At 59.8% G+C, this 20,125-nt stretch carries 21 protein-coding genes; 10 read left to right on the forward strand and 11 right to left on the reverse strand.

Annotated elements, in window-relative coordinates:
- Positions 1-2 precede the first annotated feature (2 nt).
- Together lspA and ileS are read right to left on the reverse strand one after the other, a co-directional pair.
- Positions 3-584 (reverse strand): signal peptidase II, encoded by a 582-nt coding sequence (gene lspA / locus Asbog_RS12395; RefSeq protein WP_083510875.1) that lies wholly within the window; start codon positions 582-584, stop codon positions 3-5.
- Positions 581-3,469, reverse strand: coding sequence for an isoleucine--tRNA ligase (ileS, locus tag Asbog_RS12400; RefSeq protein ID WP_062165364.1), 2,889 nt, complete (start codon positions 3,467-3,469; stop codon positions 581-583). Before ileS ends, lspA begins: the two co-directional genes overlap by 4 nt.
- A 371-nt stretch (positions 3,470-3,840) precedes the next feature.
- Between ileS and Asbog_RS12405 the strand changes: the two genes are divergently transcribed.
- Positions 3,841-4,107, forward strand: coding sequence for a hypothetical protein (locus tag Asbog_RS12405; protein ID WP_146926526.1), 267 nt, complete (start codon positions 3,841-3,843; stop codon positions 4,105-4,107).
- A gap of 44 nt (positions 4,108-4,151) precedes the next feature.
- On the opposite strand, the gene Asbog_RS12410 is transcribed toward Asbog_RS12405, so the two are convergent.
- The 9 genes from Asbog_RS12410 to Asbog_RS12450 all read right to left on the reverse strand — a co-directional run bounded on the left by Asbog_RS12410 (position 4,152) and on the right by Asbog_RS12450 (position 9,254).
- Entirely contained in the window at positions 4,152-4,364 is a 213-nt protein-coding gene (locus Asbog_RS12410; protein ID WP_023979346.1) for a hypothetical protein, read from the reverse strand.
- Positions 4,365-4,486: 122 nt separating this feature from the next.
- The gene (locus tag Asbog_RS12415; protein WP_062165999.1) at positions 4,487-4,882 is read right to left on the reverse strand and encodes a fosfomycin resistance glutathione transferase; all 396 of its coding nucleotides are present in this window, start codon (positions 4,880-4,882) and stop codon (positions 4,487-4,489) included.
- A 37-nt stretch (positions 4,883-4,919) separates the two neighbouring features.
- Complete coding sequence (locus Asbog_RS12420; RefSeq protein WP_062165366.1) at positions 4,920-5,849, reverse strand: bifunctional riboflavin kinase/FAD synthetase; 930 nt, start codon at positions 5,847-5,849, stop codon at positions 4,920-4,922.
- Complete coding sequence (mtnC, locus tag Asbog_RS12425; protein WP_062165367.1) at positions 5,846-6,538, reverse strand: acireductone synthase; 693 nt, start codon at positions 6,536-6,538, stop codon at positions 5,846-5,848. Before mtnC ends, Asbog_RS12420 begins: the two co-directional genes overlap by 4 nt.
- A complete protein-coding gene (locus Asbog_RS12430; protein ID WP_062165368.1) occupies positions 6,535-7,092 on the reverse strand; it encodes a 1,2-dihydroxy-3-keto-5-methylthiopentene dioxygenase in 558 nt (185 codons plus the stop codon). Before Asbog_RS12430 ends, mtnC begins: the two co-directional genes overlap by 4 nt.
- The gene (locus Asbog_RS12435; RefSeq protein ID WP_062165369.1) at positions 7,089-7,706 is read right to left on the reverse strand and encodes a methylthioribulose 1-phosphate dehydratase; all 618 of its coding nucleotides are present in this window, start codon (positions 7,704-7,706) and stop codon (positions 7,089-7,091) included. The genes Asbog_RS12430 and Asbog_RS12435 overlap by 4 nt, the downstream gene beginning before the upstream one ends.
- A 7-nt stretch (positions 7,707-7,713) precedes the next feature.
- Entirely contained in the window at positions 7,714-8,016 is a 303-nt protein-coding gene (locus Asbog_RS14305) for a twin-arginine translocase TatA/TatE family subunit (protein ID WP_146926528.1), read from the reverse strand.
- A gap of 51 nt (positions 8,017-8,067) precedes the next feature.
- Positions 8,068-8,574: a CHAP domain-containing protein gene (locus Asbog_RS12445; RefSeq protein WP_371861673.1), complete on the reverse strand. Its 507-nt coding sequence runs from the start codon at positions 8,572-8,574 to the stop codon at positions 8,068-8,070.
- A 47-nt stretch (positions 8,575-8,621) separates the two neighbouring features.
- Positions 8,622-9,254, reverse strand: a complete 633-nt coding sequence (locus Asbog_RS12450; protein ID WP_062166003.1) for a regulatory protein RecX — start codon at positions 9,252-9,254, stop codon at positions 8,622-8,624.
- Between the two features lie 60 nt (positions 9,255-9,314).
- Here Asbog_RS12450 and Asbog_RS12455 point away from each other — a divergent pair, with 60 nt between their 5' ends.
- From Asbog_RS12455 to Asbog_RS12495, 9 genes are all read left to right on the forward strand, one after another.
- Positions 9,315-10,901 (forward strand): D-aminopeptidase, encoded by a 1,587-nt coding sequence (locus Asbog_RS12455; RefSeq protein WP_062165370.1) that lies wholly within the window; start codon positions 9,315-9,317, stop codon positions 10,899-10,901.
- A gap of 129 nt (positions 10,902-11,030) precedes the next feature.
- The gene (locus Asbog_RS12460) at positions 11,031-12,257 is read left to right on the forward strand and encodes an aspartate aminotransferase family protein (RefSeq protein ID WP_062165371.1); all 1,227 of its coding nucleotides are present in this window, start codon (positions 11,031-11,033) and stop codon (positions 12,255-12,257) included.
- Positions 12,254-13,237, forward strand: a complete 984-nt coding sequence (gene argF / locus Asbog_RS12465) for an ornithine carbamoyltransferase (protein ID WP_062165372.1) — start codon at positions 12,254-12,256, stop codon at positions 13,235-13,237. Before Asbog_RS12460 ends, argF begins: the two co-directional genes overlap by 4 nt.
- 52 nt (positions 13,238-13,289) lie before the next feature.
- Positions 13,290-14,207 (forward strand): Hsp33 family molecular chaperone HslO, encoded by a 918-nt coding sequence (hslO, locus tag Asbog_RS12470; protein WP_031241176.1) that lies wholly within the window; start codon positions 13,290-13,292, stop codon positions 14,205-14,207.
- Positions 14,204-15,214: a hypothetical protein gene (locus Asbog_RS12475; protein ID WP_062165373.1), complete on the forward strand. Its 1,011-nt coding sequence runs from the start codon at positions 14,204-14,206 to the stop codon at positions 15,212-15,214. Before hslO ends, Asbog_RS12475 begins: the two co-directional genes overlap by 4 nt.
- 27 nt (positions 15,215-15,241) lie before the next feature.
- Positions 15,242-16,099, forward strand: a complete 858-nt coding sequence (locus Asbog_RS12480) for a hypothetical protein (protein ID WP_062165374.1) — start codon at positions 15,242-15,244, stop codon at positions 16,097-16,099.
- 151 nt (positions 16,100-16,250) lie between these two features.
- Positions 16,251-16,946, forward strand: a complete 696-nt coding sequence (locus Asbog_RS12485) for a gluconate 2-dehydrogenase subunit 3 family protein (protein WP_062165375.1) — start codon at positions 16,251-16,253, stop codon at positions 16,944-16,946.
- 27 nt (positions 16,947-16,973) lie between these two features.
- Positions 16,974-18,752, forward strand: a complete 1,779-nt coding sequence (locus Asbog_RS12490; protein ID WP_062165376.1) for a GMC family oxidoreductase — start codon at positions 16,974-16,976, stop codon at positions 18,750-18,752.
- A complete protein-coding gene (locus Asbog_RS12495) occupies positions 18,752-20,083 on the forward strand; it encodes a c-type cytochrome (RefSeq protein WP_083511010.1) in 1,332 nt (443 codons plus the stop codon). Before Asbog_RS12490 ends, Asbog_RS12495 begins: the two co-directional genes overlap by 1 nt.
- The last annotated feature ends 42 nt before the right edge of the window (positions 20,084-20,125 follow it).

The raw sequence follows: 20,125 nt of genomic DNA on the forward strand, positions 1-20,125 counted from the left end.
GATCAATGCTCGCGATGTACCGAACCGTGATCGGAGGCGCTACCCGAAACAGGTGAGGGCTTTCCGCTGGACGCTGATTGGCGACGATCTGCCAGAATGGAGTCGATCACCCAGGCAACCACACCACAATCAATGGCCGAATCGGCAATGTTGAAAACATACCAGCTCCAGCCATAGGCATGGACATGAATGAAATCGACCACAGCGCCAAAGCGCATACGGTCGATGACATTCCCGACCGCGCCGCCGGCAATGGCAGCCGAGGCAATAGCCACGACCATGCGCGACGTACGCAATGTCTGCCATAGCAGGGCCAGCACGGCGACGAGGGCCACTGTGCAAAACAGCAACGGCCCGTAACGGCCGACACCGCCGAGCATCCCAAACGTCACGGCGTGGTTCCACACCATCGTGAAATTTAGCCCCGGCGCAATGACCACGCTCCCTTTTGCGGGAAGGTCAAAGACGTTCAGGATCCACCATTTGCTGCCCTGATCGGCGCAAAGCACGATGATGAACGCTGCCAGACCAGCCAGCAAGGTTGCCGGCCGACCGAAGGAGAGCGTGACTTTGGCTGATTTCACGCTGTCACCACATCGCTACAGCGCAGGCAAAGACCCGGATGAGCCGTCTGGCTCCCGACTTCGGGCAGGACACGCCAGCAGCGCAGGCACTTGCTGCCCTCTGCCTCGCCCACACCCGGTCCCGGATGAGCGCTGACAACGCCCTCGTGCTCGGTGGTGGCGCTGTCATCGATATAAAGCGACGGCACATTGGTCAGGAGCTGGATATCGGCCTGCGAGACAATGGCGAGTTCAGCCCAGTCGACGTCCCCAAACACGGCCTGTTCCTGTTCGGTCAGGGGCAGGCTGAGACGGGCTTCGAGAGACGAGCCGATCACGCCACCCCGACGCGCTCCCTCAAGCTCGGTCGTGATGACGCGGCGCAGAGCACGGATACGGTTCCAGCGCTCGCCCAGCGCCGTGTCATGCCATGCAGGATCGGGCTCGAGGAATGTCTGCAGATGCACCGAGCTCTCTTCGCCAAAGCGCGATGTCCATGCTTCTTCAGCCGTGAAGACCAGAACCGGCGCAAGCCAGGTCGCGAGGGCACGATGCAGGATATCGAGCACGGTGCGGGCAGCACGACGACGCAGTGAGGACGGCGCATCGCAATAGAGCGCATCCTTGCGCACGTCGAAATAGAAGGCCGAAAGATCGGTCGTGCAGAACCCGTGCAGCATCGGATATACGCCCACCCATTGATGGGTCTGGACCGCCTGCTTGAGAAGACCGCCCAGATCGCTCAGGCGATGCAGGATATAGCGCTCCAGCTCGGGAAGCTGCTCGAAAGGTACCGCCTCCTCAGGGGTAAACCCGTCGAGCGCGCCCAGCAGCCAGCGCAGCGTGTTGCGCAGGCGACGATAAAGCTCACCCTGCTGCTTGAGGATCTCGTTGCCGATACGCAGGTCTTCGTTGCTGTCGGAATTGACAACCCAAAGGCGAAGGATATCCGCGCCCAGCTTGTCGGTCACTTCCTTGGGGGCAATCACATTACCCAGCGACTTCGACATCTTGCGGCCCTGCTCATCAAGCACGAAGCCATTGGTGACGATGGCCTTCATGGGGGCCACGCCACGTGTGCCGACGCTCTCGAGCAGCGAGGACTGGAACCAGCCGCGATGCTGATCGGAGCCCTCAAGGTAGAGATCGGCCGGGAAGTTCAGGCCATCCTGACCCAGCACGAAGCTGTGGGTCGAGCCGCTTTCAAACCAGACATCGACAATATCGAACACCTGTTCGTACTGCGCAGGGTCACGTCCCTCACCCAGGAAGGTGGCAGGGTCAGCGCTGTACCAGATATCGGCACCATGCTCGGCCATGGCATCCACGATACGCTGCATGACCGCCGGATCACGCAGCACCTCGCCCGTGCTCTTTTCCACGAAAACGGCAATCGGCACGCCCCAGGCGCGCTGTCGACTGATGCACCAGTCAGGGCGCTGTTCGATCATGGAGGTGAGGCGGTTGCGAGCGGCCTCCGGGACGAAGGTGACATCTGCCAGCGCATCCAGCGCCTTGCGACGCAGGGCCTGATCACCATCCATGCGGATGAACCACTGCGGGGTGGCGCGGAAAATGATCGGCTTACGCGAGCGCCATGAATGCGGATAGGAGTGCACGATGCTCGACCGGGCCACGAGGCCCGCAGCGGCATTGCCATTGGCAGCCCAGCGCTGCGCCGCCTCGGTCAGGGCATTGCAGACCGGGTCAGCCGCCTTGAACACGTGGATACCGGCAAAATGGGGAACCCACGGCGCGTAGGTGCCGTCATCCTGCACGAGTTCGGGCACTTCAATGCCGTATTGCCGTGTCAGCAGGAAGTCGTCCTGACCATGAGCCGGGGCCATGTGCACAAGGCCCGTACCGGCATCGGTCGTCACGAACTCGCCGGGCAGCATTGGCACGTCGAATTCATAGCCACAGCCACGCAGCGGGTGGGCACAGATCGTGCCCTCGAGCGCCTCGCCGGGCAGGGTGTAGAGAATGTGATGGTCCTGGATACCGGCCTGCTTGCAGAAATCGCTTACGCGCTCTTCGGCGACCAGAAAACGTGAGCCGGGAGCAACGAGGCTGTTCTCTTCCATAATGTCGGCACGCAGCACGACATAGGCAATTTCAGGCCCATAGGCGATGGCGCGATTGGCCGGAATCGTCCAGGGCGTAGTGGTCCAGATAACCGCAGAAGTCCCCTGAAGAGCCTGACCGGGCGTCGGATCTGCCTCAATGGGGAAGGCCACATGGATCGTGGTGGAGGTGATGTCGTGATATTCGATCTCGGCTTCAGCGAGCGCTGTCTTCTCGACCGGGCTCCACATGACCGGGCGCAGGCCGCGATACAGTCCGCCATTCAGCAGGAACTTGCCGATCTCGCCCACGATGGCAGATTCGGATGAAAAATCCATGGTGGCGTAGCGGTTCTTCCACTCGCCCTGCACGCCCAGACGCTTGAATTCTTCGGCCTGGATGTCGAGCCAGCGACGCGCGTATTCGCGACATTCGGCGCGGAACTGCAGAACAGGCACATCGTCCTTGTTCTTGCCTGCCTTGCGGTATTCTTCCTCGACACGCCATTCGATCGGCAGGCCGTGACAATCCCAGCCAGGCACATAGCGCACACGAGCGCCATTCATGCGCTGGGCACGGTTGATCACGTCCTTGTTGATCTTGTTCAGGGCGTGACCGATATGCAGGTGACCGTTTGCATAGGGCGGGCCATCATGCAGGGTGAAAACCGGCTTGCCCTTGTCTGCCTCGATAATGCTCTCATCCAGCCCCATCGACTCCCAGCGCGCCAGAATTTCCGGCTCACGCGTCGGCAGATTGCCACGCATCGGGAAGCTGGTACGGGGCAGAAAGACCGTGTCGCGATAACGGTCCTGAGGATCTTGGCTTTTGGAATCAGGCATTTTCGATCAATCGACGGAGTCAGGGAACCGGGAGTTATGCGAATAGGGAGGCTCGCGGGTCAAGTGCCGAGGTGCAATGCGGCGATGATCGGGGCTGGATAACGGTCAGCCAAGGAATGGATCTGGCGACGATATACGCTGCCTTCACTGTCAGGAGGCATGTTATCAATCTGTATTTGATGTTACCATTACTGAAAATACGGGAAAATCCGATAAAGAACCTTATCCTGCTCGCTCTTTCGATCGTGTCATGCCTGGCATGTACAGAGTCTCGTGCTGGATAGTTCAAATTCGATACTGAAATCACGATTGCACAGATCGACAGGGTGGTTGCCGTTCTCAACAAAAAAGCACCCGATTATGAAAATGAGATGGAAACGATCACGGCGGCCAGTCGCGATGGGCGGATTCTCGTTGAGGAAATCGAACTGACCCGGGAGGCTGACAACTGTATCCAGGCGTTCTCCAGAGACAAGCTCAAACAGCTTCTCTATGACGCGACAGCCAATCGTTACTGCAACACCAATCTGAAGTTTCTGATGGATGGAAATATGTCGCTAAGACTGATTTTTTTCCTGCATGGCAAGGAGTTCTATCGCGTTCTCCAGACCCCGTTTTCATGCACGATCGTCAACTGACCAGGCGCACCCCGATCACAACCCCAGCCCGCTCTCTATCGGCCTTACGAGCGGCGAATTCTCGTCGTCGGAAGACCAGGCCCGGAACAGACGGCATCGAGTGTCGTGTCGATCTGCTCACCAAGTGAAGCCAAGTCCTGCCGCAGGAAATCGCGCAGGCGCATCAAGCGTGAAACGCTCTCACGGCGGCGGTTCTCTTTTTGGGCAATATGCTGTTCCATTGCCTGCATCTGATACATTTGCATCGCACCGAACATGACAGCCTCCCACGCCTCATTAACCGTGGGTAATCTATAACATCAAGTCATGTGAGATAAAACATATAAAACTTCACAAAAAAGGCAAGTCCTCCTCAGGCCTTTCCTGTCGGGGTCATCGTTCAATGATCCCCGCCTGATGCGGCCTGGAGCGATCGCAAACGGGTCGAAAGCGATCCCACATGGATTTCGAGCTTGTGACCATCAGGATCGAGAAAATAGAGCGAATCGCCTTCGCTTCTGTTCTGCTTCCAGAGCGTTACTTTGCCGAGGAGCCTTTCACACATCGGGGCAAATCCTGCGGGCTCGACAGTGAAAGCCAGATGGGAGTCATCACGCCGGGAAATGGCTTGCGAGTCAGGCAGCAACTCAAGACAAAGCCAAAGGGAGCCAGCCTCGAGATACGCTCCCTTCTCCCATCTCTCACGAAGGGCGCAGCCAAGAAGATCGCGATAAAACGGAATTGACCGATCAAGATCGCGAACACAGAGCGTGACGTGATTGATGCCCCTGATCAGACTTCTGTCAGACAAAACCAGGGTCTCGCGTGTTCAATCAAGGAAGAGCGGAAAGCACGAGACGTGCGCTTGCAGCATCCTCGGCAATCTGTGCCTTCAGTTCGTCAAGGCCGTTGAACCGACGCTCATCACGCAGAAGCTTGTGCAGGCTGACCTCAAGCGTCTGACCGTAAAGATCTTCATTCAGGTCGAAAAGATGCGCCTCGAGCCGACTTTCCTGCCCGTCATTGATTGTCGGACGGCGGCCAATATTTGCGACACCCGGGCTGATCCTTCCGTCAGGGTGGCGCACTGTCACGGCATAAACACCACGTGCGGGTTCAATATGTCGTCCGAGGGGAATATTGGCCGTAGGAAAACCGAGAAGGCGCCCGCGTTTATCGCCATGGGCGACCTCGCCCCGGATGAACCATGACCGGCCGAGTTCCTCAGCGGCGCGCTCGGGGTAACCTTCCTGTAGCAGACGCCGGATTCGTGAGGACGAAAAAGGACCGCTGATATCGGTCAGGGGCGGCACCACAGTCAGCCCGATACCGAGCGTCTCGAGCTTGCGCGCGAGGTAGTCGATATTGCCCGCTCTGCGATGGCCAAAAGCGAAATCAGGCCCGCAAGCCACATGCTGAACGCCCAGCGCGCTGTGAAGCACATCCTCGACAAACTGGTCCGGGCTCAGATGACTGAAATCGGCATCGAACGGCAGCTGGAAGATGGAGCGTACGCCCTGCTCATGCAGAAAGAAGGCTCTTGTCTCGGGCAGCATGAGACGCAGGGGGGGGTCCTGAGGACGAAAATACTCGCGCGGATGCGGCTCGAAGGTGACTGCCCCAAGCGCCAGGTCGGGCCGCGCACCGTGAAGGGATCTGAGAAGATGGACATGCCCGAGATGCACACCATCGAAATTACCGAGAGCTACGGCGGCACCACGGGCTTTTGCGGGTATCGCCGTCCAGTTCTCGTACAGGGTCATGAAACCGGCAGCTCGAACTGTCGGCTGACACCTGCCAGGTCGATAGCCTGACGAACACCTGCATGAGGCTGGGTGCCATCCTCGGCACGAACAAGCTGGCAAACCTTGAGCCCGGCCTCAAGAGCGGCGTCGAGTTCGGCCCCCACATCGGAAAGGAACAGGATCTCTTCGGGGGCAACACCTGCCCGAGCAGCAATCTCGCGATAGCTTTCGGCAATCTTCTTGCCGCCAATATCGAGGTCGTAAAATGCCTCAAACAGATCTGTCAGATCACCCGCATCAGAATAGCCATAGAGCAGGCGCTGTGCGCTGGCAGAGCCCGAAGAGTACACCGCAAGGCGCAACCCTGCCTTGTGCCACGCCCTCAGGGCAGAGGGTACGTCTGGGTAGAGACGGGCCTTGAGTTCACCGCTTTCGAAACCCGTTTTCCAGGCAAGGCCTTGCAGGGACTTCAGAGGGGCCACCTTCTCGTCGCGTACCGTCCAGTCATGGAGCTGCGCCACAGGATCACATCCTGGATTGGCCGCCTCGATATCGGCCAGCGCGACCTTGACCAGCGGATCGCTGGCCTTTTCGCGCAGCAGATCGGGCATGACCTTGTCCGAATACGGAAACAGCACATCCTTGACGAAGGAAATCGGCAGGGTTGTTCCCTCGATATCGAGCAGAATCAGACGAATAGCGCTCATGCGGCAATATCCGGAATCGTGACGGGAAAACGACGGGCAATCTCGTCACCGGTATAATCGGCAACCCAGCCTGTCGTGTCTGTGAAGACGCGCAGCGCAACGACGTCGGGCGACAGACCAGCATCGAACCAGTGAGGCGTTCCCGCCGGGACGGAAATCAGATCACCCTGGACACAGAGCACGGAATAGACCTTGTCGCCCACATGGAGCACGAAGGCCCCCTGCCCATGCACGAAGAAACGAACCTCATCTTCGCTATGGGTATGCTCAGACAGGTATTTCTCGCGCATGGCGGCAATCTGGGGGGTGTGGCGGTCAAACCGCACCACGTCGGCACTGCCTGCACCAGTCTCACCCATCAGCCCGTCGAGATAGGGGCGATACGCCTCCAGAATTTCCTCAGGGGGCGCGTCCTTCGCCGGCGTCACGGGGGACTGCCAGCGCTCGAAACGCACATTCAGAGGGCGCAGCGTCTCTACGATTTCACGTCCATCCTGCGTATCGAGCAGAATGGTCTCAGGCGCGTCATCGCGATAGATCGTCAGTCGGCTCATGCTTTCCGCCTTTCGAGTTCGCAGGCCAGCAGGAATTCCAGCCCTTCGAGACGGGCCAGCGCCATCGCCATGTCCCGCCCCCAGACATAAACACCATGTCCCCGGATGATATAGCCCGCAGGCATTTTTCCGAGTGAGGGCGCGACGACGCCTGCCAGCCTTGCGATATCCTGGTCGTTGTCGAAAACAGGCACGTCAATGGACGTCGCGTGGGTCGATTGACCCTCGAAAACCTTCAGCAGTTCGTAACCCGCCAAAGTGAGGGACGCCCCCGGCATCACCATGGAAAGCACGGTTGCTGCAACAGAATGACCATGCAGCACTGCCCCGACCGAAGGATCGAAAGCGTAAAGCTGTGTGTGCAGCAATGTCTCGGCACTGGCCTTTTGCGTCGCATCAAGCGGGTGCCCCTGCGGGTCGATCTCGATCACATCCTGCTCGGCCAGGAAGCCCTTGTGACCTCCGGAGCGTGTAATCGCGATGCGCCCGTCAGACAGGCGTCGGCTCAGATTGCCCGCCGTGGCAGGAACCCAGCCGCGCTGGTCCATTCGCTGTCCGGCCCGGATCACATCCTGCACAGCACCCGACCAGAGCCGGTCAGAAACCTCGGTCATGAACAGCTCAGTGATTGGTGTTGTTCACACTGCCGCCGGAAACCGGAGGCGTGTACTGGGGTGCCTGAAAATTCCCGTGGGGAACACCCTGAGACGCGCCCTGGGCATTGCCATGCGGCGGGGGGGCAATCTGCCCGTTGGGCTGGGCCGGATGGGTGTCCATGGATTCGTCTTCGGCCATGTTCTTCTTGAAGGATTTGATGCCCTTCGCAAAGTCGCCCATCAGCCCGCTGATCTTGCTGCCACCACCGAACAGGATGAGCACAACGGCAAGCACTATCAGCCAGTGCAGGGGACTCATGCTACCCATAATCTCTCTCCTTGTGTGACGGGACCATCCAGCCGTCTTTTTTCTCGCTTCTCACATGGCGTGATCACGCGCCACTTGCAAGCGCGCAATATCGTCCAGATCACGCGGTACGATAAAGCCGTAAGTGGGATAGGCACGCGCACCAAGGCTCCTGATGGGGGCCCAGTAAACGCGCACGAGAGACCAGTCATTCCCGGGAGAGACATCAATGACCGGCACGGATCGATCAATCCGGCCCGGCTCCCAATTGGCATGTTCCACGAGGATCTTGCGCGACGAGACCGTACTGCGCACCACAGAAACATGACCTGATGGCAGGCGCCCGGTCGAACGAAACACAAGGATCTCGCCCTGCGCCGGCGTCTGCGTTCGCCGGTATTTGCCTGAGGCACCACGCCACCATGATGATGCAGCCCCATAAAGTGCCACGCCTGTCTTGGCTCGTGCATAAGGTGCGCACTGGAGCGGGCCATTGAAACTGGCGCGGCTATATTCCCGCGGGCCACCCCCACAGGCTGCGAGCCCCAGACACAGGCCCAGCCCAAACCCACGCCCCAGAAACGGGCTCAATTTGCGCAAGGTCTTTCTTTCCAACCCAGTGTCTCTCATGACGATTTGAGCGCCATGACGCGATCCTCCGCTTCTGTCAGATCCAGAGCCAGCGCCTGTTCGGCCACATCTCGGCCAAATCCGGCGCGGGCAAAAATCGCCAGGGCCCGCTGATGAACCTCCCCTGCGTCACTGCGGGCCATCTCGCCCTCATCCCGGCTGAAGGGGCCAAGCCGACGCTTGCGGGCCAGAACAAGGGCTGCCGCCAGCTCACGCTCCTTTGCTTCGTCGTCATGCCGATGGCCGAGAGCCTCTTCCATCGCTTCGCCCAACGTCTCGGCCCCGATCCCTTTCTGGGTGAGGCTGGCCGCCACGGCACGGCGGGACCGCCCGGACCGGGTCAGGCTGAGTGAGCGGGAACGCGCGAAGGCGGCATCATCCAGTGCGCCGATACGACGCATATCGCTCACGATTGCGGCAATAACGGCGCGGCTTTTCTCGCGCTCTGAGTCGATCTGGTCTGTCTCGCCTCCCTGTGTGGCGAATTTACGCGCCCAGCGCATCACGGCGCGGTCGAGCACCTGCGCAAGCCCCTGTTCGGTCGCGGCAAAGCGCGCCAGATGACGCAGGGCCGCCTCACGCAGGGTTTCCGCTGTCGGCGGGGGAGTCTGATCCGGAATCGCTGACATGAAAGGATTGTGCCATAATTTCATGGCAGCAACATGGTAAAAACCCACCGGAGATTCCCCATGCCTCACGCTCTGCTCGATCGTGTTCTCGCGACCCTGCCCTCTGCCTATCCGGGGCCCGGCGGGGCAGCAGCGGTGATCCAAAAGGGCGAGATCATTGCGCGACATAGCTGGGGCTTTGCCAACGCCGAAACCCGTACGCCATTCACGCCGCAGACACTGTTTCGCATGTGCTCGATCACGAAGCAGTTCACCTGCGCCCTGCTCGACGCCGTAACGGACAAGGCCCGGCTGGATGCCGTCATCGCCTCTCGCCTGCCCTTGCTGCAGGAGCCACCGCCGGACATTTTTCACCTCGCTCACAACCAGTCAGGTCTGCGTGATTACTGGGCGGTGGCCATGCTGCATGGCGCCCCTACGGAATCGGTTTTTGGCCTGGCAGAGGCACGACGGGTGATTGCCGGCACCAGATCCCTGCATTTCAGGCCCGGCACCAGCTACTCCTACGTCAACCAGAACTTCCATCTCATTTCCGAAGCGCTTGAGGCCTGCACAGGACAGAGCTTTGCCGAATTGCTGCGCACACGAATTTTCGAACGCTATGGCATGAAAAGCGCCTTTCTAGCGGCAAACACGCAATCCATGCCGGACGGAACGCAAGGCTATGAGGGCAGTGAAGCCACCGGCTATCGTCAGGCGGTCAACAACATCTTCTGGACGGGCGATGCCGGGCTGGGGGCCAGCCTGGACGATATGATTGCCTGGGAATGTGCGATCGACGCCCAGCGCGATGATCCCCAAGGGTTTTATAACCGGCTCAGCGCGCCCGTGACCTTTGGCGATGGCACCCCTGCCCGCTACGGCTTCGGGTTGCAGCGCGGACGCCTGTTTGGCCACGCCATGACCGGACACGGCGGCGCCCTGCGCGGCTGGCGTAGCCACAGACTGCATCTGGCACAGGAACGGCTGTCGGTTGTGGTCATGTTCAACCACATGTCAGAGGCACATTCGGCGGCGGCAGAACTGGCTGGGGCCGCGCTCGGCATCCCCCCATCCCCGCCTGCCAGGGTGCCCGGCAACCCGGCCATAATCGGGCATTATCTTGACGCGCAGACCGGTCTTTCGGCCACGATCACGTCTTCAGATCAGAATGGCGCGTCAGGCAGCGCTCTGGCACTTCGTTATGCCTATCCGCCCGAGCGCCTGGATAACTGGACCCAGAGCGGTGCCGGTCGCGACGGCACCACCCTGACATTTCAGGATGACAGGCACCCCGAGCACGGACTGATCATGGACCGTCCACAGGAAAATACCCGGCGTATCCTGTCGCGTCTGGCCATGACACAATCGCATCAGGATCTGGCAGGGAGGTATCTGTGTGAGGAACTCGACAGCATCCTGACCCTGTCCGATGCAGGCGGCGCGCTCTATGGCGCCTTCTCGGGCATGCTGGGGCAAGGGCGCATGGAGCGGCTTCTGCCGCTTGGGGATGATGTCTGGCTTATCCCGTGTCTGCGTGCGCTCGATCATTCGCCGCCGGGGTACTGGACGCTCTCTTTCCAGCGGGATGCGGCTCAGGCCCTGCGCGGCATACGTGTCGGATGCTGGCTGGCGCGCGACCTGTTTTATCACGCCATAACAGACTGAATTTGACGAACCGGGGGGATTAACCCCATCATGGTAAGGCAGCAGCCCGTGCCCTGCCCTGATTGCTCAGGTGCGGGGATCTTGTTGTTGCGTCTTTCCAATCCATTTCAACCGGGCTCTCATATCGCCATGATTTCCGCTCTGATGCCAACATTCAAACGAGTCGACCTTGCTTTCGAGCATGGTCAGGGCGCTTGCTTGTACACGGCTGACGGGCGACGATTTCTCGATTTCGGGGCGGGTATTGCCGTCTCGTCGCTCGGGCATGGTCATGAGGGGCTGGTCAAGGCGATCGCCGAACAGGCCGCACGCGTCATGCACGTGTCCAACCTGTATCGCATCCCGCAGGCCGAGAAACTGGCCGACAGGCTGGTTGCTCACTCCTTTGCCGACAGCGTCTTCTTCTGCAATTCCGGCGCAGAAGCCAATGAAGGCATGGTCAAGATGATCCGTAAGACCCAGGCAGGTCGCGGTCATCCCAAGCGTACGCGCATCATCTGCTGCAACGGAGCCTTTCACGGGCGCACGCTTGCCATGATCGCCGCCACGGGCAACCCGGCCTATCTCGAAGGCTTCGGTGCCCCTGTCGAGGGCTTCGATCACGTCCCCTTCAACAACATGAATGCGCTGCGTGCCGCCATCACGCCCGAGACAGCCGGCATCATGATCGAGCCCATCCAGGGCGAGACAGGCATCAAGCAGGCTGATCCGCAGTTCATGACCGGGCTGCGCCAGGTTTGCGACGAATTTGGCCTGATCCTTGCGCTGGACGAGGTTCAGACCGGCATGGGCCGCACCGGCAAACTCTTTGCTCATGAGTGGTATGGCGTCACACCTGATGTCATCTCGGTGGCCAAGGGCATTGCTGGTGGTTTCCCCATGGGGGCCATTCTTGCCAGTGAGGAAGTTGCTGCATCGATGGGTGCAGGTTCGCATGGCACGACTTTTGGCGGCAATCCGCTGGCCTGTGCTGCTGGCAACGCCGTGCTGGATGTCATTCTTGCCGATGGCTTCCTCGATGAGGTCGCGCAAAAGGGCACCATGCTCGGCAATGAACTGGCGGCTCTGGTGCATGATCATCCGCGCGTATTCGAGCTTGCCCGTGGCCGCGGTCTGATGTGGGGTCTGAAATGCAGAATGCCTGTTGCCCAGGTTCAGGCTCAGGTCTTGGCTGAAGGCCTCCTCACCGTGACAGCAGGTGAGAATGTGCTGCGGCTCCTGCCGCCGCTGGTTGTGACCCAGGAAGACTGTCGCGGAGCCTGCGGCATTCTCTCACAAGCGGCCCGGGCACTGGAAGCGCAGGAAGACGCGACATCAGACAACAAGACGAACAGCCGGACGGAGAGCCAGGCATGACCATTCAGACGAACGCCAGCGCTCATACACCGATCCGCCACTTCCTCGACCTGCGCGACCTCGACAGCGCCACGCTGCGCGACATCATCGATGTCGGTCGTGCGGTCAAGGCGATGCAGAATAACCGCCGCGCTCCGATGCATCCCGCGCACCCGCTAGCCGGACGTACGCTTGGGCTGATGCTGTCCAAGCCTTCCACACGTACACGCCTCTCTTTCGAGGTTGGCATGCGTCAACTGGGCGGCGATGTCTCTGTGCTGTCGCCGTCAGACATGCAGATCGGCAGAGGCGAAAGCCTCGCCGATACGGCGCGAGTTCTTTCGCGCTTTCTGGACGTTCTCGTTGTCCGCACCGGCGAGACGGATATGCTGGGCGAACTGGTGCGCTGGAGCTCCATTCCCGTCGTCAACGGGCTGACTCCGGACTCGCATCCCGTGCAGATCCTGGCGGATATCATGACCTATGAAGAGCATCGCGGTCCTGTCGCGGGCTCGCACTGGGCATGGATCGGTGATGGCAACAACGTGGCTGCATCCCTGATCGAAGGCGCCGTCCGCTTCGGGTTCTCTCTCACCCTTGCAACGCCCGAATCCATGAAGCCCCGTCAGGACGTTCTGGACTGGGCGCGCGCTGAAGGGGGGAACATCCGCCTTGTTCATGACCCCATCGAGGCCGTCAGGGAGGCGGGCTGCATCGTAACCGATACATGGACCAGCATGTCCGATGAGGAATCGGCGGTGCGTCTGAACACTCTGCGCCCTTTCCAAGTCAATACGGCCCTGATGCAGAAAGCGCCCGGAGGGGCCCTGTTCATGCACTGCCTGCCTGCCCATATCGGTGAGGAAGTGACCGAAGACGTGTTTGAAAGCCCGGCCTCCGTTGTGTTTGACGAGGCCGAAAACCGCCTCCATGCCCAGAAAGGTCTTCTGCTCTGGGTTCTTGGGGGCGAGAACTGGCGCGACTTCGGTAGCCCGGCCTGATCCGGTCGGGTGATGGTTTCACCCTGAGTATGAAGTAATTGTTGAAGCACAGATGATCGAGACACCTGCCTTTCTTGATACGCAACGCCCGGATGAAGTGCCTGATCTCGTGATCTCGCATGGCATCACGCCATTTCATCTGGCGAAGCGACCGGTGCGTGGGCGACTGGTACGGCTTGGCAAGCTGGCTGACATCATGCTGACGCGTCACGATATTCCGGATGACGGCCGCATTCTTGCCGGCGAAGCGCTCTCGCTTGTTGCCGGCCTGAGTGCCGGTTTGAAGTTCAAGGGATCATTCTCGCTACAGATCAAGGGCGATGGTCCGGTCTCCATGCTGGTGACCGATTGCACCGACGCCGGTGAATTGCGGTTTTATCTGCGGTCGCCCGACACGCTCGAAACCGGGTCGGCCCGCTCGCTTCTCGGCGAGGGATATTTCGCGTTCACGATTGATCAGGGGGCTCACACCGAGCGCCATCAGGGCATTGTAGCGCTCGAGGGCGAAACCCTTGCCGATATGGCCATGCATTATTTCGCCACCAGTGAGCAGCATCAGTGCTGGATGCGCCTTTATTGCGAAAAGACCCCGGATGGCTGGCAGGCCGGGGCTCTGCTTCTGGAAAAGATTGCCGAAGAGGGCGGAATTTCATCAGGGGCCGATAGCGATGAGGATGCTTGGGAGACGGCGAGCGTTCTGGGCAATACCCTGACCTCCGCCGAGCTTTTCGACCCCAAGCTGAGTGCCACTACCCTTATCGAACGCCTGTTCGGCTCACAGGATGTCATCGTGGATCGTCCGCGAGCGGTCAGTCTCGGCTGCCGGTGCAACCGTGCGCGTCTGGCAAGTGTGCTCTCTACTTTCCCGGAAGATGATCTCGACCATATGGCTGAAGAGGGTCAGATCACGATGAACTGCGAGTTCTGCAATGTCGGATTTCGTTTCGACCGCACCGAGATCGCACGATGACGAACGCCGAGGCTTTTCTCAAAACGGCCCAGATCGACGGTGAGACCATAGGCTCGCTTTATGATCAGTGGCTCCCGCAGGAGCTGATCTCCCTTGCAGACGATATTACCTGCGTCACCTTCAGCGACGCCCTGAGCGACCGCAAGGCAGTATGGTATTTTAATGAGAGCCGTGAGTATTGCGGCTCTCATGTCGAAGTTGTCCAGAGGCTGCAACCCTCAGATATTCTCTCCAGCGTCTCACCCTGGTTCGACGCCTTGTTCAGAAATGCGCTGAGCGCAACCCCTTCCGCTTTGGGTGGCGCCCGCCCCTTGCCGCTCTTTCTCGCGACGCAGCTTGCCGCCGCCTGGTCGGTGCGCATGATGGCAGACCTCAGACAGGTACAGACCGCGCTCATCGAGCAGGATCGCGAAATCGCCCGCGTCGATGACAAGCCTCTTTCCGCGCGTGACGTCAGACGACTGCTTGGCGCGCGCATAGGGCCGGAAACCCTGGTCGTTCTTTCGCCGTTTTCCGGGGCGCCTCTGCGTTCCCAGATCTCGTTCGTCGTTGATCATCAGCTGATCCATCGGTTTTACGACCCGGAACTGGATTGCGCTTTTTATCTGGCATGGTGGGAAAGGCAGCTCGATGCACCGCCGTCTTTCTACTGCCCCAAGGCCAATGTCGTTGTCAGCGACGAGACTTTGGCCGGTATGTTGCCCTCTCTTATTCTGGGCTGGTATCTCGGCACGCCCGAGCACGCCGAGATGATCGCCCAGGCGCAGGCTTTCGAGGCACGCGACTACGGCCTCGGCAAGGCCTCCTCGCTCATGAGCGAGGTCAACGCACCTTCAGCTCCCCTGCCCGCCGTTCCCGATGCCGCATCTGCCGACATGATTTCCGAATCCTGGGCGTTTCTGCACCAGCATCAACCGGCGGGGCATAGCCCAGCTGACACGAGCAAGGATCCCAAGCCATCGGGTAAACTGATCGATCGGCTGCGTTCTCTCGTCAAAAAGAAATAACAACCGCCCTATCCTCAGGAGCAGATCATGTCGCGCAGCCGGTCCCGCATTCAGTCTTTCCTTCGTTTTGGTTCAGTCTGTCTCTTGCTGGGCAGTGTCTCGCCCCTGCTCACAGCCTGCGGCGACAGCGAGCCCCAAAGCTTCGCGCCGCTCGACTATAGCTATCTGAGCAAGATGCATCTCAACGTGGCGCATATTGAAGTCGTGGATTCTGCGCCTCCCGGCAGCACACCCGGCGACATCTCCGCCAAGGCGCCCACGCCCCCTCAGCAGGCGCTCGAGCAGATGGCGCGTGACCGCCTTATTGCAAGCGGTTCGGAAGGCAATGGCACATTCACGATTACCAAAGCCAGCATCCTTCATGCACCCGGGGGAACGCTACTCGGTGAGCTCGAAGCTCATGTCGATCTTTCCGCCCCCTCCGGCGGTCGCGCTGGCTACGCCCTGGCCCATATCACCCGCAGCCTCAATCCTGGCGACAAGGATCCGGAATCCCGCGCGGTCCTGTACGATCTGACCACCCAGATGATGCAGGATATGAATGTGGAACTTGAATTCCAGATCAAGAAATCGCTGCATGACTGGCTGGTCGACGCGAGCGGCGCCCCGCTTCCGGGAGCTATCACACAACAGGACATCGGGCCGGGCACCGCACTGCCTGCCCCGGCTGCCATCAGCGCCGTCACGAACGCCAATGCGCCAGTGGCTGCACCGGCCACCACCAGCGCGACGCCGGCTGCATCTGTCAAATCTGCTGCACCTCAGGAGCCAGACGCCATCTTCCCTCTGGGAGATGACGCTTCTTCAGCAAGTGCGCCTGCGGCAACACCTGCTGTCAAATCCCCCAAGCCCGGCACGCTCTCCCTGCCCTCCAAACATTCCTGAGCCAGCGCTATCAGGCCAACCGGTGTACGCTTGACCCGTCTCACCGGTTGGTTCTTCAGAAAGCGGCTTGCATTTCCCCCGGCAATCGCGAAGAAGGAAGTTGCGCCCAGGATATGGGAATCACGCAGTGTCGTTCTGTCAGGAGAACAGATTGAGCGCCCATTCATCCTCACGCCGACGCTTCGTCAAAAACGCAGCGGGCACGACGGCCTTCTTTCTGCTTGCCGGACAGGAATTTCAGGTACCAGCCTTTGCGGCCTCCGCCAGCGAGGATGAAGGCAAGCGCTTCTTCTCCCCTGCTGAACATCGCTTTCTCGATGCCGCCTGCGATTGCATCTACCCCAATGACGCGTTTGGCCCTGGCGCGACCGCATTGGGCGTGCCGACATTCATCGACAGGCAGATGCAAACCCCCTACGGCCGCGGCGAACTCTGGTACATGCAAGGCCCATTTCAGGATGGCCCCGCCAATCTGGGCTACCAGCTTCCTTTGGCACCTTGTGATCTCTATCGACAAGGTATCGAAGCGGCCAATCACTACGCTAATGCAAAGCGTGGTAAGGATTTTGCCGACCTGACGCAGAATATCCAGATTGAACTTCTGAGCGCGTTCGAAGGTGGCGCGGTCCATTTCCCCGCCTTCAATGCCCGTCTGTTTTTCGAGCAGCTGCGCCGCAACACGCTTGAAGGTGCTTTTGCCGACCCGATCCATGGTGGCAATCGTCATATGCAAGGCTGGATGTTGCTGGGCTTCCCCGGCTCACGCGCCGATTTCATGGACTGGGTCAATCAGGAAGGGGCGGCCTATCCCTTCGGCCCCGTATCAATCGACGGCCAGAAGGCCTGACCCCGTTTATTACCGAGTATCAGACGCATGACTTCAAAACGGACTGACGTTGTCATCATTGGGGCCGGCTGGGCAGGCGCCATCCTCGCCAAGGAAATGCGCGAGGCAGGGCGAGATGTCGTCATGCTTGAGCGCGGACCCGAGCGTAAAACAGCCGATGAAGGAACATATCCCGGCTCCATCGACGAATTGCGCGGGGCCATTCGCCATCGCCTTTTCCAGAACCCGGCCAAAACGACCGTCACCATCCGCAACACCATCAATCAGACAGCCCTGCCCTACAGGCAGCTGGCCGCATTCCTTCCAGGTGAAGGCGTCGGGGGTGCCGGTCTGCACTGGTCCGGTGTGCATTTTCGCGCTGCCCCGGATGACCTTCGACTCAAAAGCCACGTCATCGAACGCTATGGCGCAAAATTCATTCCTGAAACGATGAATCTGCAAGATTACGGCGTCACCTACGAGGAACTGGAACCATTTTTCGACAAGGCGGAAAAGGTTTTCGGCACTTCAGGTGAAGCTTACAAAATCAACGGGCAGATTATCGGAAAGGGGAACGTTTTCGCCCCGTCCCGCAGCGACAACTTCCCACTGCCTGCGATGCGGGATGTCTACACCGCCAGCCTGTTCCGAAAGGCAAGTGCGGAGGCTGGCTATCATCCCTATTCCCTGCCAGCCGCAAATGCCTCGAAACAATATACGAATACCTACGGCCTTCAGATGGGGCCATGCAATTTCTGCGGTTACTGTAGCGGCTACGACTGCTACATGTATTCCAAGGCATCACCCAACATCAATATCCTGCCCGCGCTCCGCAACGACCCCGAATTCACCCTGATTACCGATGCTCATGTGTTGAGGGTCAATCTGGACAGCGATCGCCGCAAGGCGACCGGCGTGACCTATCTCGACCAACGTGAAAACCGCGAGAAAACCATCGAGGCGGAACTGGTCATTCTCGCGGCCTTCCAGTTCCACAATGTCCACCTCATGCTTCTTTCCGGTATCGGCAAACCCTATGACCCGGTCAGTAATACCGGCGTGGTAGGACGTAATTTCGTCTATCAGACCATCACAACGTCCCGGGCATGGCTTTCTGAAAACCAGTATACCAACCAGTTTATCGGGGCAGGCGGCGCAGGCGTCGCCATAGACGATTTCAACAGCGATAATTTCGATCACGGCCCGCTGGGCTTCATCGGCGGGTCACCCATCTGGGTCAACCAGGCCGGTGTCAAACCGATCGCTGCCGCCATGACAGGCGGCGGGAAATCCGCCCCGCGCTGGGGAGCCGGCTACAAGGCGGGGCTTGTCGACACCTACAGGCATTCGATGGCCATGGACGCGCATGGCAGCAACATGGCCTATCGCGACGTCTATCTTGATCTGGATCCGACCTGGAAAGACAGTTACGGCCAGCCACTTCTGCGCATGACCTTCACGTGGAAGGAAAACGACATCCGCATGAACCAGTATGTCGTGGGCAAGATCGAACCGATCATGAAAGCCCTTGGGGCCAGACGCTACGAGCTGGGCAGGCTCGAACATGGGGAGGCCTTCGATACACGACGCTATCAGACCACCCATCTGGGCGGAGGGGCGGTTATGGGTACAAGCCCACAGGACAGCGCCCTGAACCGCTACCTGCAGAGCTGGGATGTCTCGAACGTTTTTGTCATCGGCTCCAATGCCTTTCCCCAGGGCATGGGTTACAACCCGACAGGCACCGTTGCGGCCCTGGCTTACTGGGCGGCGTATCATATCCGCACCCAGTATCTCTCACAGCCCGGCCCGCTGGTCTCGCTATGATGAAGCGCCTGTCTTTCCTGCTCGCCACGGGCTTTACCCTCATCGGTACATTCGCGGTCCCGCCGATGGGTCACGCCCAGACTACCGATCACCGCGGCCTGATCGATCAGGGACGTTACGTGGCCGAGGCGGCCGATTGTTCAGCCTGTCACACCCACGACCCTTCTGCCCCCTATGCGGGTGGCAATCCTTTCGTCCTGCCAATCGGCACACTCTATGCGCCCAACATCACGCCTGATGCGCAGCATGGGATCGGCACCTATACTGAAGCCGACTTCACCAGAGCCCTCCGTAAGGGCATCGGCAGAAACGGCAAACCCCTTTATCCGGCCATGCCGTTCCCGTCCTACGCGCGCATGACCGACGCCGATATCCATGCGCTGTGGATCTATTTCCGCGAGGGTGTCGCGCCACTCGCCAAAGCCCCGCCAGCAAATACCATACCCTGGCCTCTCTCAATGCGTTGGCCCATGACGCTATGGCGCTGGGCCTTTGCGCCCACGCCCAAGGCTGCGATGGCCAATGCCAACCGCTCCTTCGGCTCCGCTGAGATCGCGCGCGGGGCCTATCTAGTGGAGGGTCCCGGTCATTGCGGGGCATGCCACACGCCCCGTGCCCTGACCATGCAGGAAAAATCGCTGTCCAGCGATCAGGGCTCCACCTATCTGGCAGGTGGTGGCGCCGTGGATGGCTGGACGCCGGTCAATCTCCGGCAGGACGATAGAACAGGTCTGGGGCGATGGAGTGAGGAGGACATTGTGGCCTTCCTTGCCACCGGTCGAAACCAGCATGGATCGGCATTTGGTGGCATGAGCGAAGCCATCGTGCATGGCACACAACATCTGAGCGATGCCGATCTCCACGCCATTGCGCGCTATCTCAAGACGGAACTCCCAGCGCGCAAGAAAGAGACACCATGGCAGGCCGATATGACCGTAGCCAATGCGCTGCATGAAGGGCATCTGCCGGATCATGGCGCACAGGTCTATGTCGATCGGTGCGCCGCCTGTCATCGCACTGATGGACATGGCTACGCACCAGCCTTCCCGCCTCTGGCAGGTAATCCCACCCTTATGGACAAGGATCCCGGATCACTCATTCTGATCGTCCTGCGTGGCGCAAGCGTACCCGCTACCGCCAAGGCGCAATCATCACTGACCATGCCGGGATTTGGTCACGTCCTGACCGATCAGGATATTGCCGATGTCGTGACATTCATACGCCATAGTTGGGGCAACACGGGTAGCGCTGTAACGGCAGACGATGTCCGCTCTTTCCGGGCACACAACGCCGAGTGGATCAGGAACACGGCGTCCAATCCACTGAACTGATATTCCGGCACTGAAGATATGCGCTAAACATCTTCAGCGGCC

It is taken from the genome of Asaia bogorensis NBRC 16594 (assembly GCF_001547995.1).
GTDB lineage: Bacteria > Pseudomonadota > Alphaproteobacteria > Acetobacterales > Acetobacteraceae > Asaia > Asaia bogorensis.

Coding starts and splice junctions, on each gene's coding strand:
- ileS (WP_062165364.1), bottom strand. CDS start 3,469: ATGCCTGATTCCAAAAGCCAAGATCCTCAGGACCGTTATCGCGACACG.
- Asbog_RS12405 (WP_146926526.1), top strand. CDS start 3,841: ATGGAAACGATCACGGCGGCCAGTCGCGATGGGCGGATTCTCGTTGAG.
- Asbog_RS12410 (WP_023979346.1), bottom strand. CDS start 4,364: ATGTTCGGTGCGATGCAAATGTATCAGATGCAGGCAATGGAACAGCAT.
- Asbog_RS12420 (WP_062165366.1), bottom strand. CDS start 5,849: ATGACCCTGTACGAGAACTGGACGGCGATACCCGCAAAAGCCCGTGGT.
- mtnC (WP_062165367.1), bottom strand. CDS start 6,538: ATGAGCGCTATTCGTCTGATTCTGCTCGATATCGAGGGAACAACCCTG.
- Asbog_RS12430 (WP_062165368.1), bottom strand. CDS start 7,092: ATGAGCCGACTGACGATCTATCGCGATGACGCGCCTGAGACCATTCTG.
- Asbog_RS12435 (WP_062165369.1), bottom strand. CDS start 7,706: ATGACCGAGGTTTCTGACCGGCTCTGGTCGGGTGCTGTGCAGGATGTG.
- Asbog_RS14305 (WP_146926528.1), bottom strand. CDS start 8,016: ATGGGTAGCATGAGTCCCCTGCACTGGCTGATAGTGCTTGCCGTTGTG.
- Asbog_RS12450 (WP_062166003.1), bottom strand. CDS start 9,254: ATGTCAGCGATTCCGGATCAGACTCCCCCGCCGACAGCGGAAACCCTG.
- Asbog_RS12455 (WP_062165370.1), top strand. CDS start 9,315: ATGCCTCACGCTCTGCTCGATCGTGTTCTCGCGACCCTGCCCTCTGCC.
- Asbog_RS12460 (WP_062165371.1), top strand. CDS start 11,031: ATGATTTCCGCTCTGATGCCAACATTCAAACGAGTCGACCTTGCTTTC.
- argF (WP_062165372.1), top strand. CDS start 12,254: ATGACCATTCAGACGAACGCCAGCGCTCATACACCGATCCGCCACTTC.
- hslO (WP_031241176.1), top strand. CDS start 13,290: ATGATCGAGACACCTGCCTTTCTTGATACGCAACGCCCGGATGAAGTG.
- Asbog_RS12475 (WP_062165373.1), top strand. CDS start 14,204: ATGACGAACGCCGAGGCTTTTCTCAAAACGGCCCAGATCGACGGTGAG.
- Asbog_RS12480 (WP_062165374.1), top strand. CDS start 15,242: ATGTCGCGCAGCCGGTCCCGCATTCAGTCTTTCCTTCGTTTTGGTTCA.
- Asbog_RS12490 (WP_062165376.1), top strand. CDS start 16,974: ATGACTTCAAAACGGACTGACGTTGTCATCATTGGGGCCGGCTGGGCA.
- Asbog_RS12495 (WP_083511010.1), top strand. CDS start 18,752: ATGAAGCGCCTGTCTTTCCTGCTCGCCACGGGCTTTACCCTCATCGGT.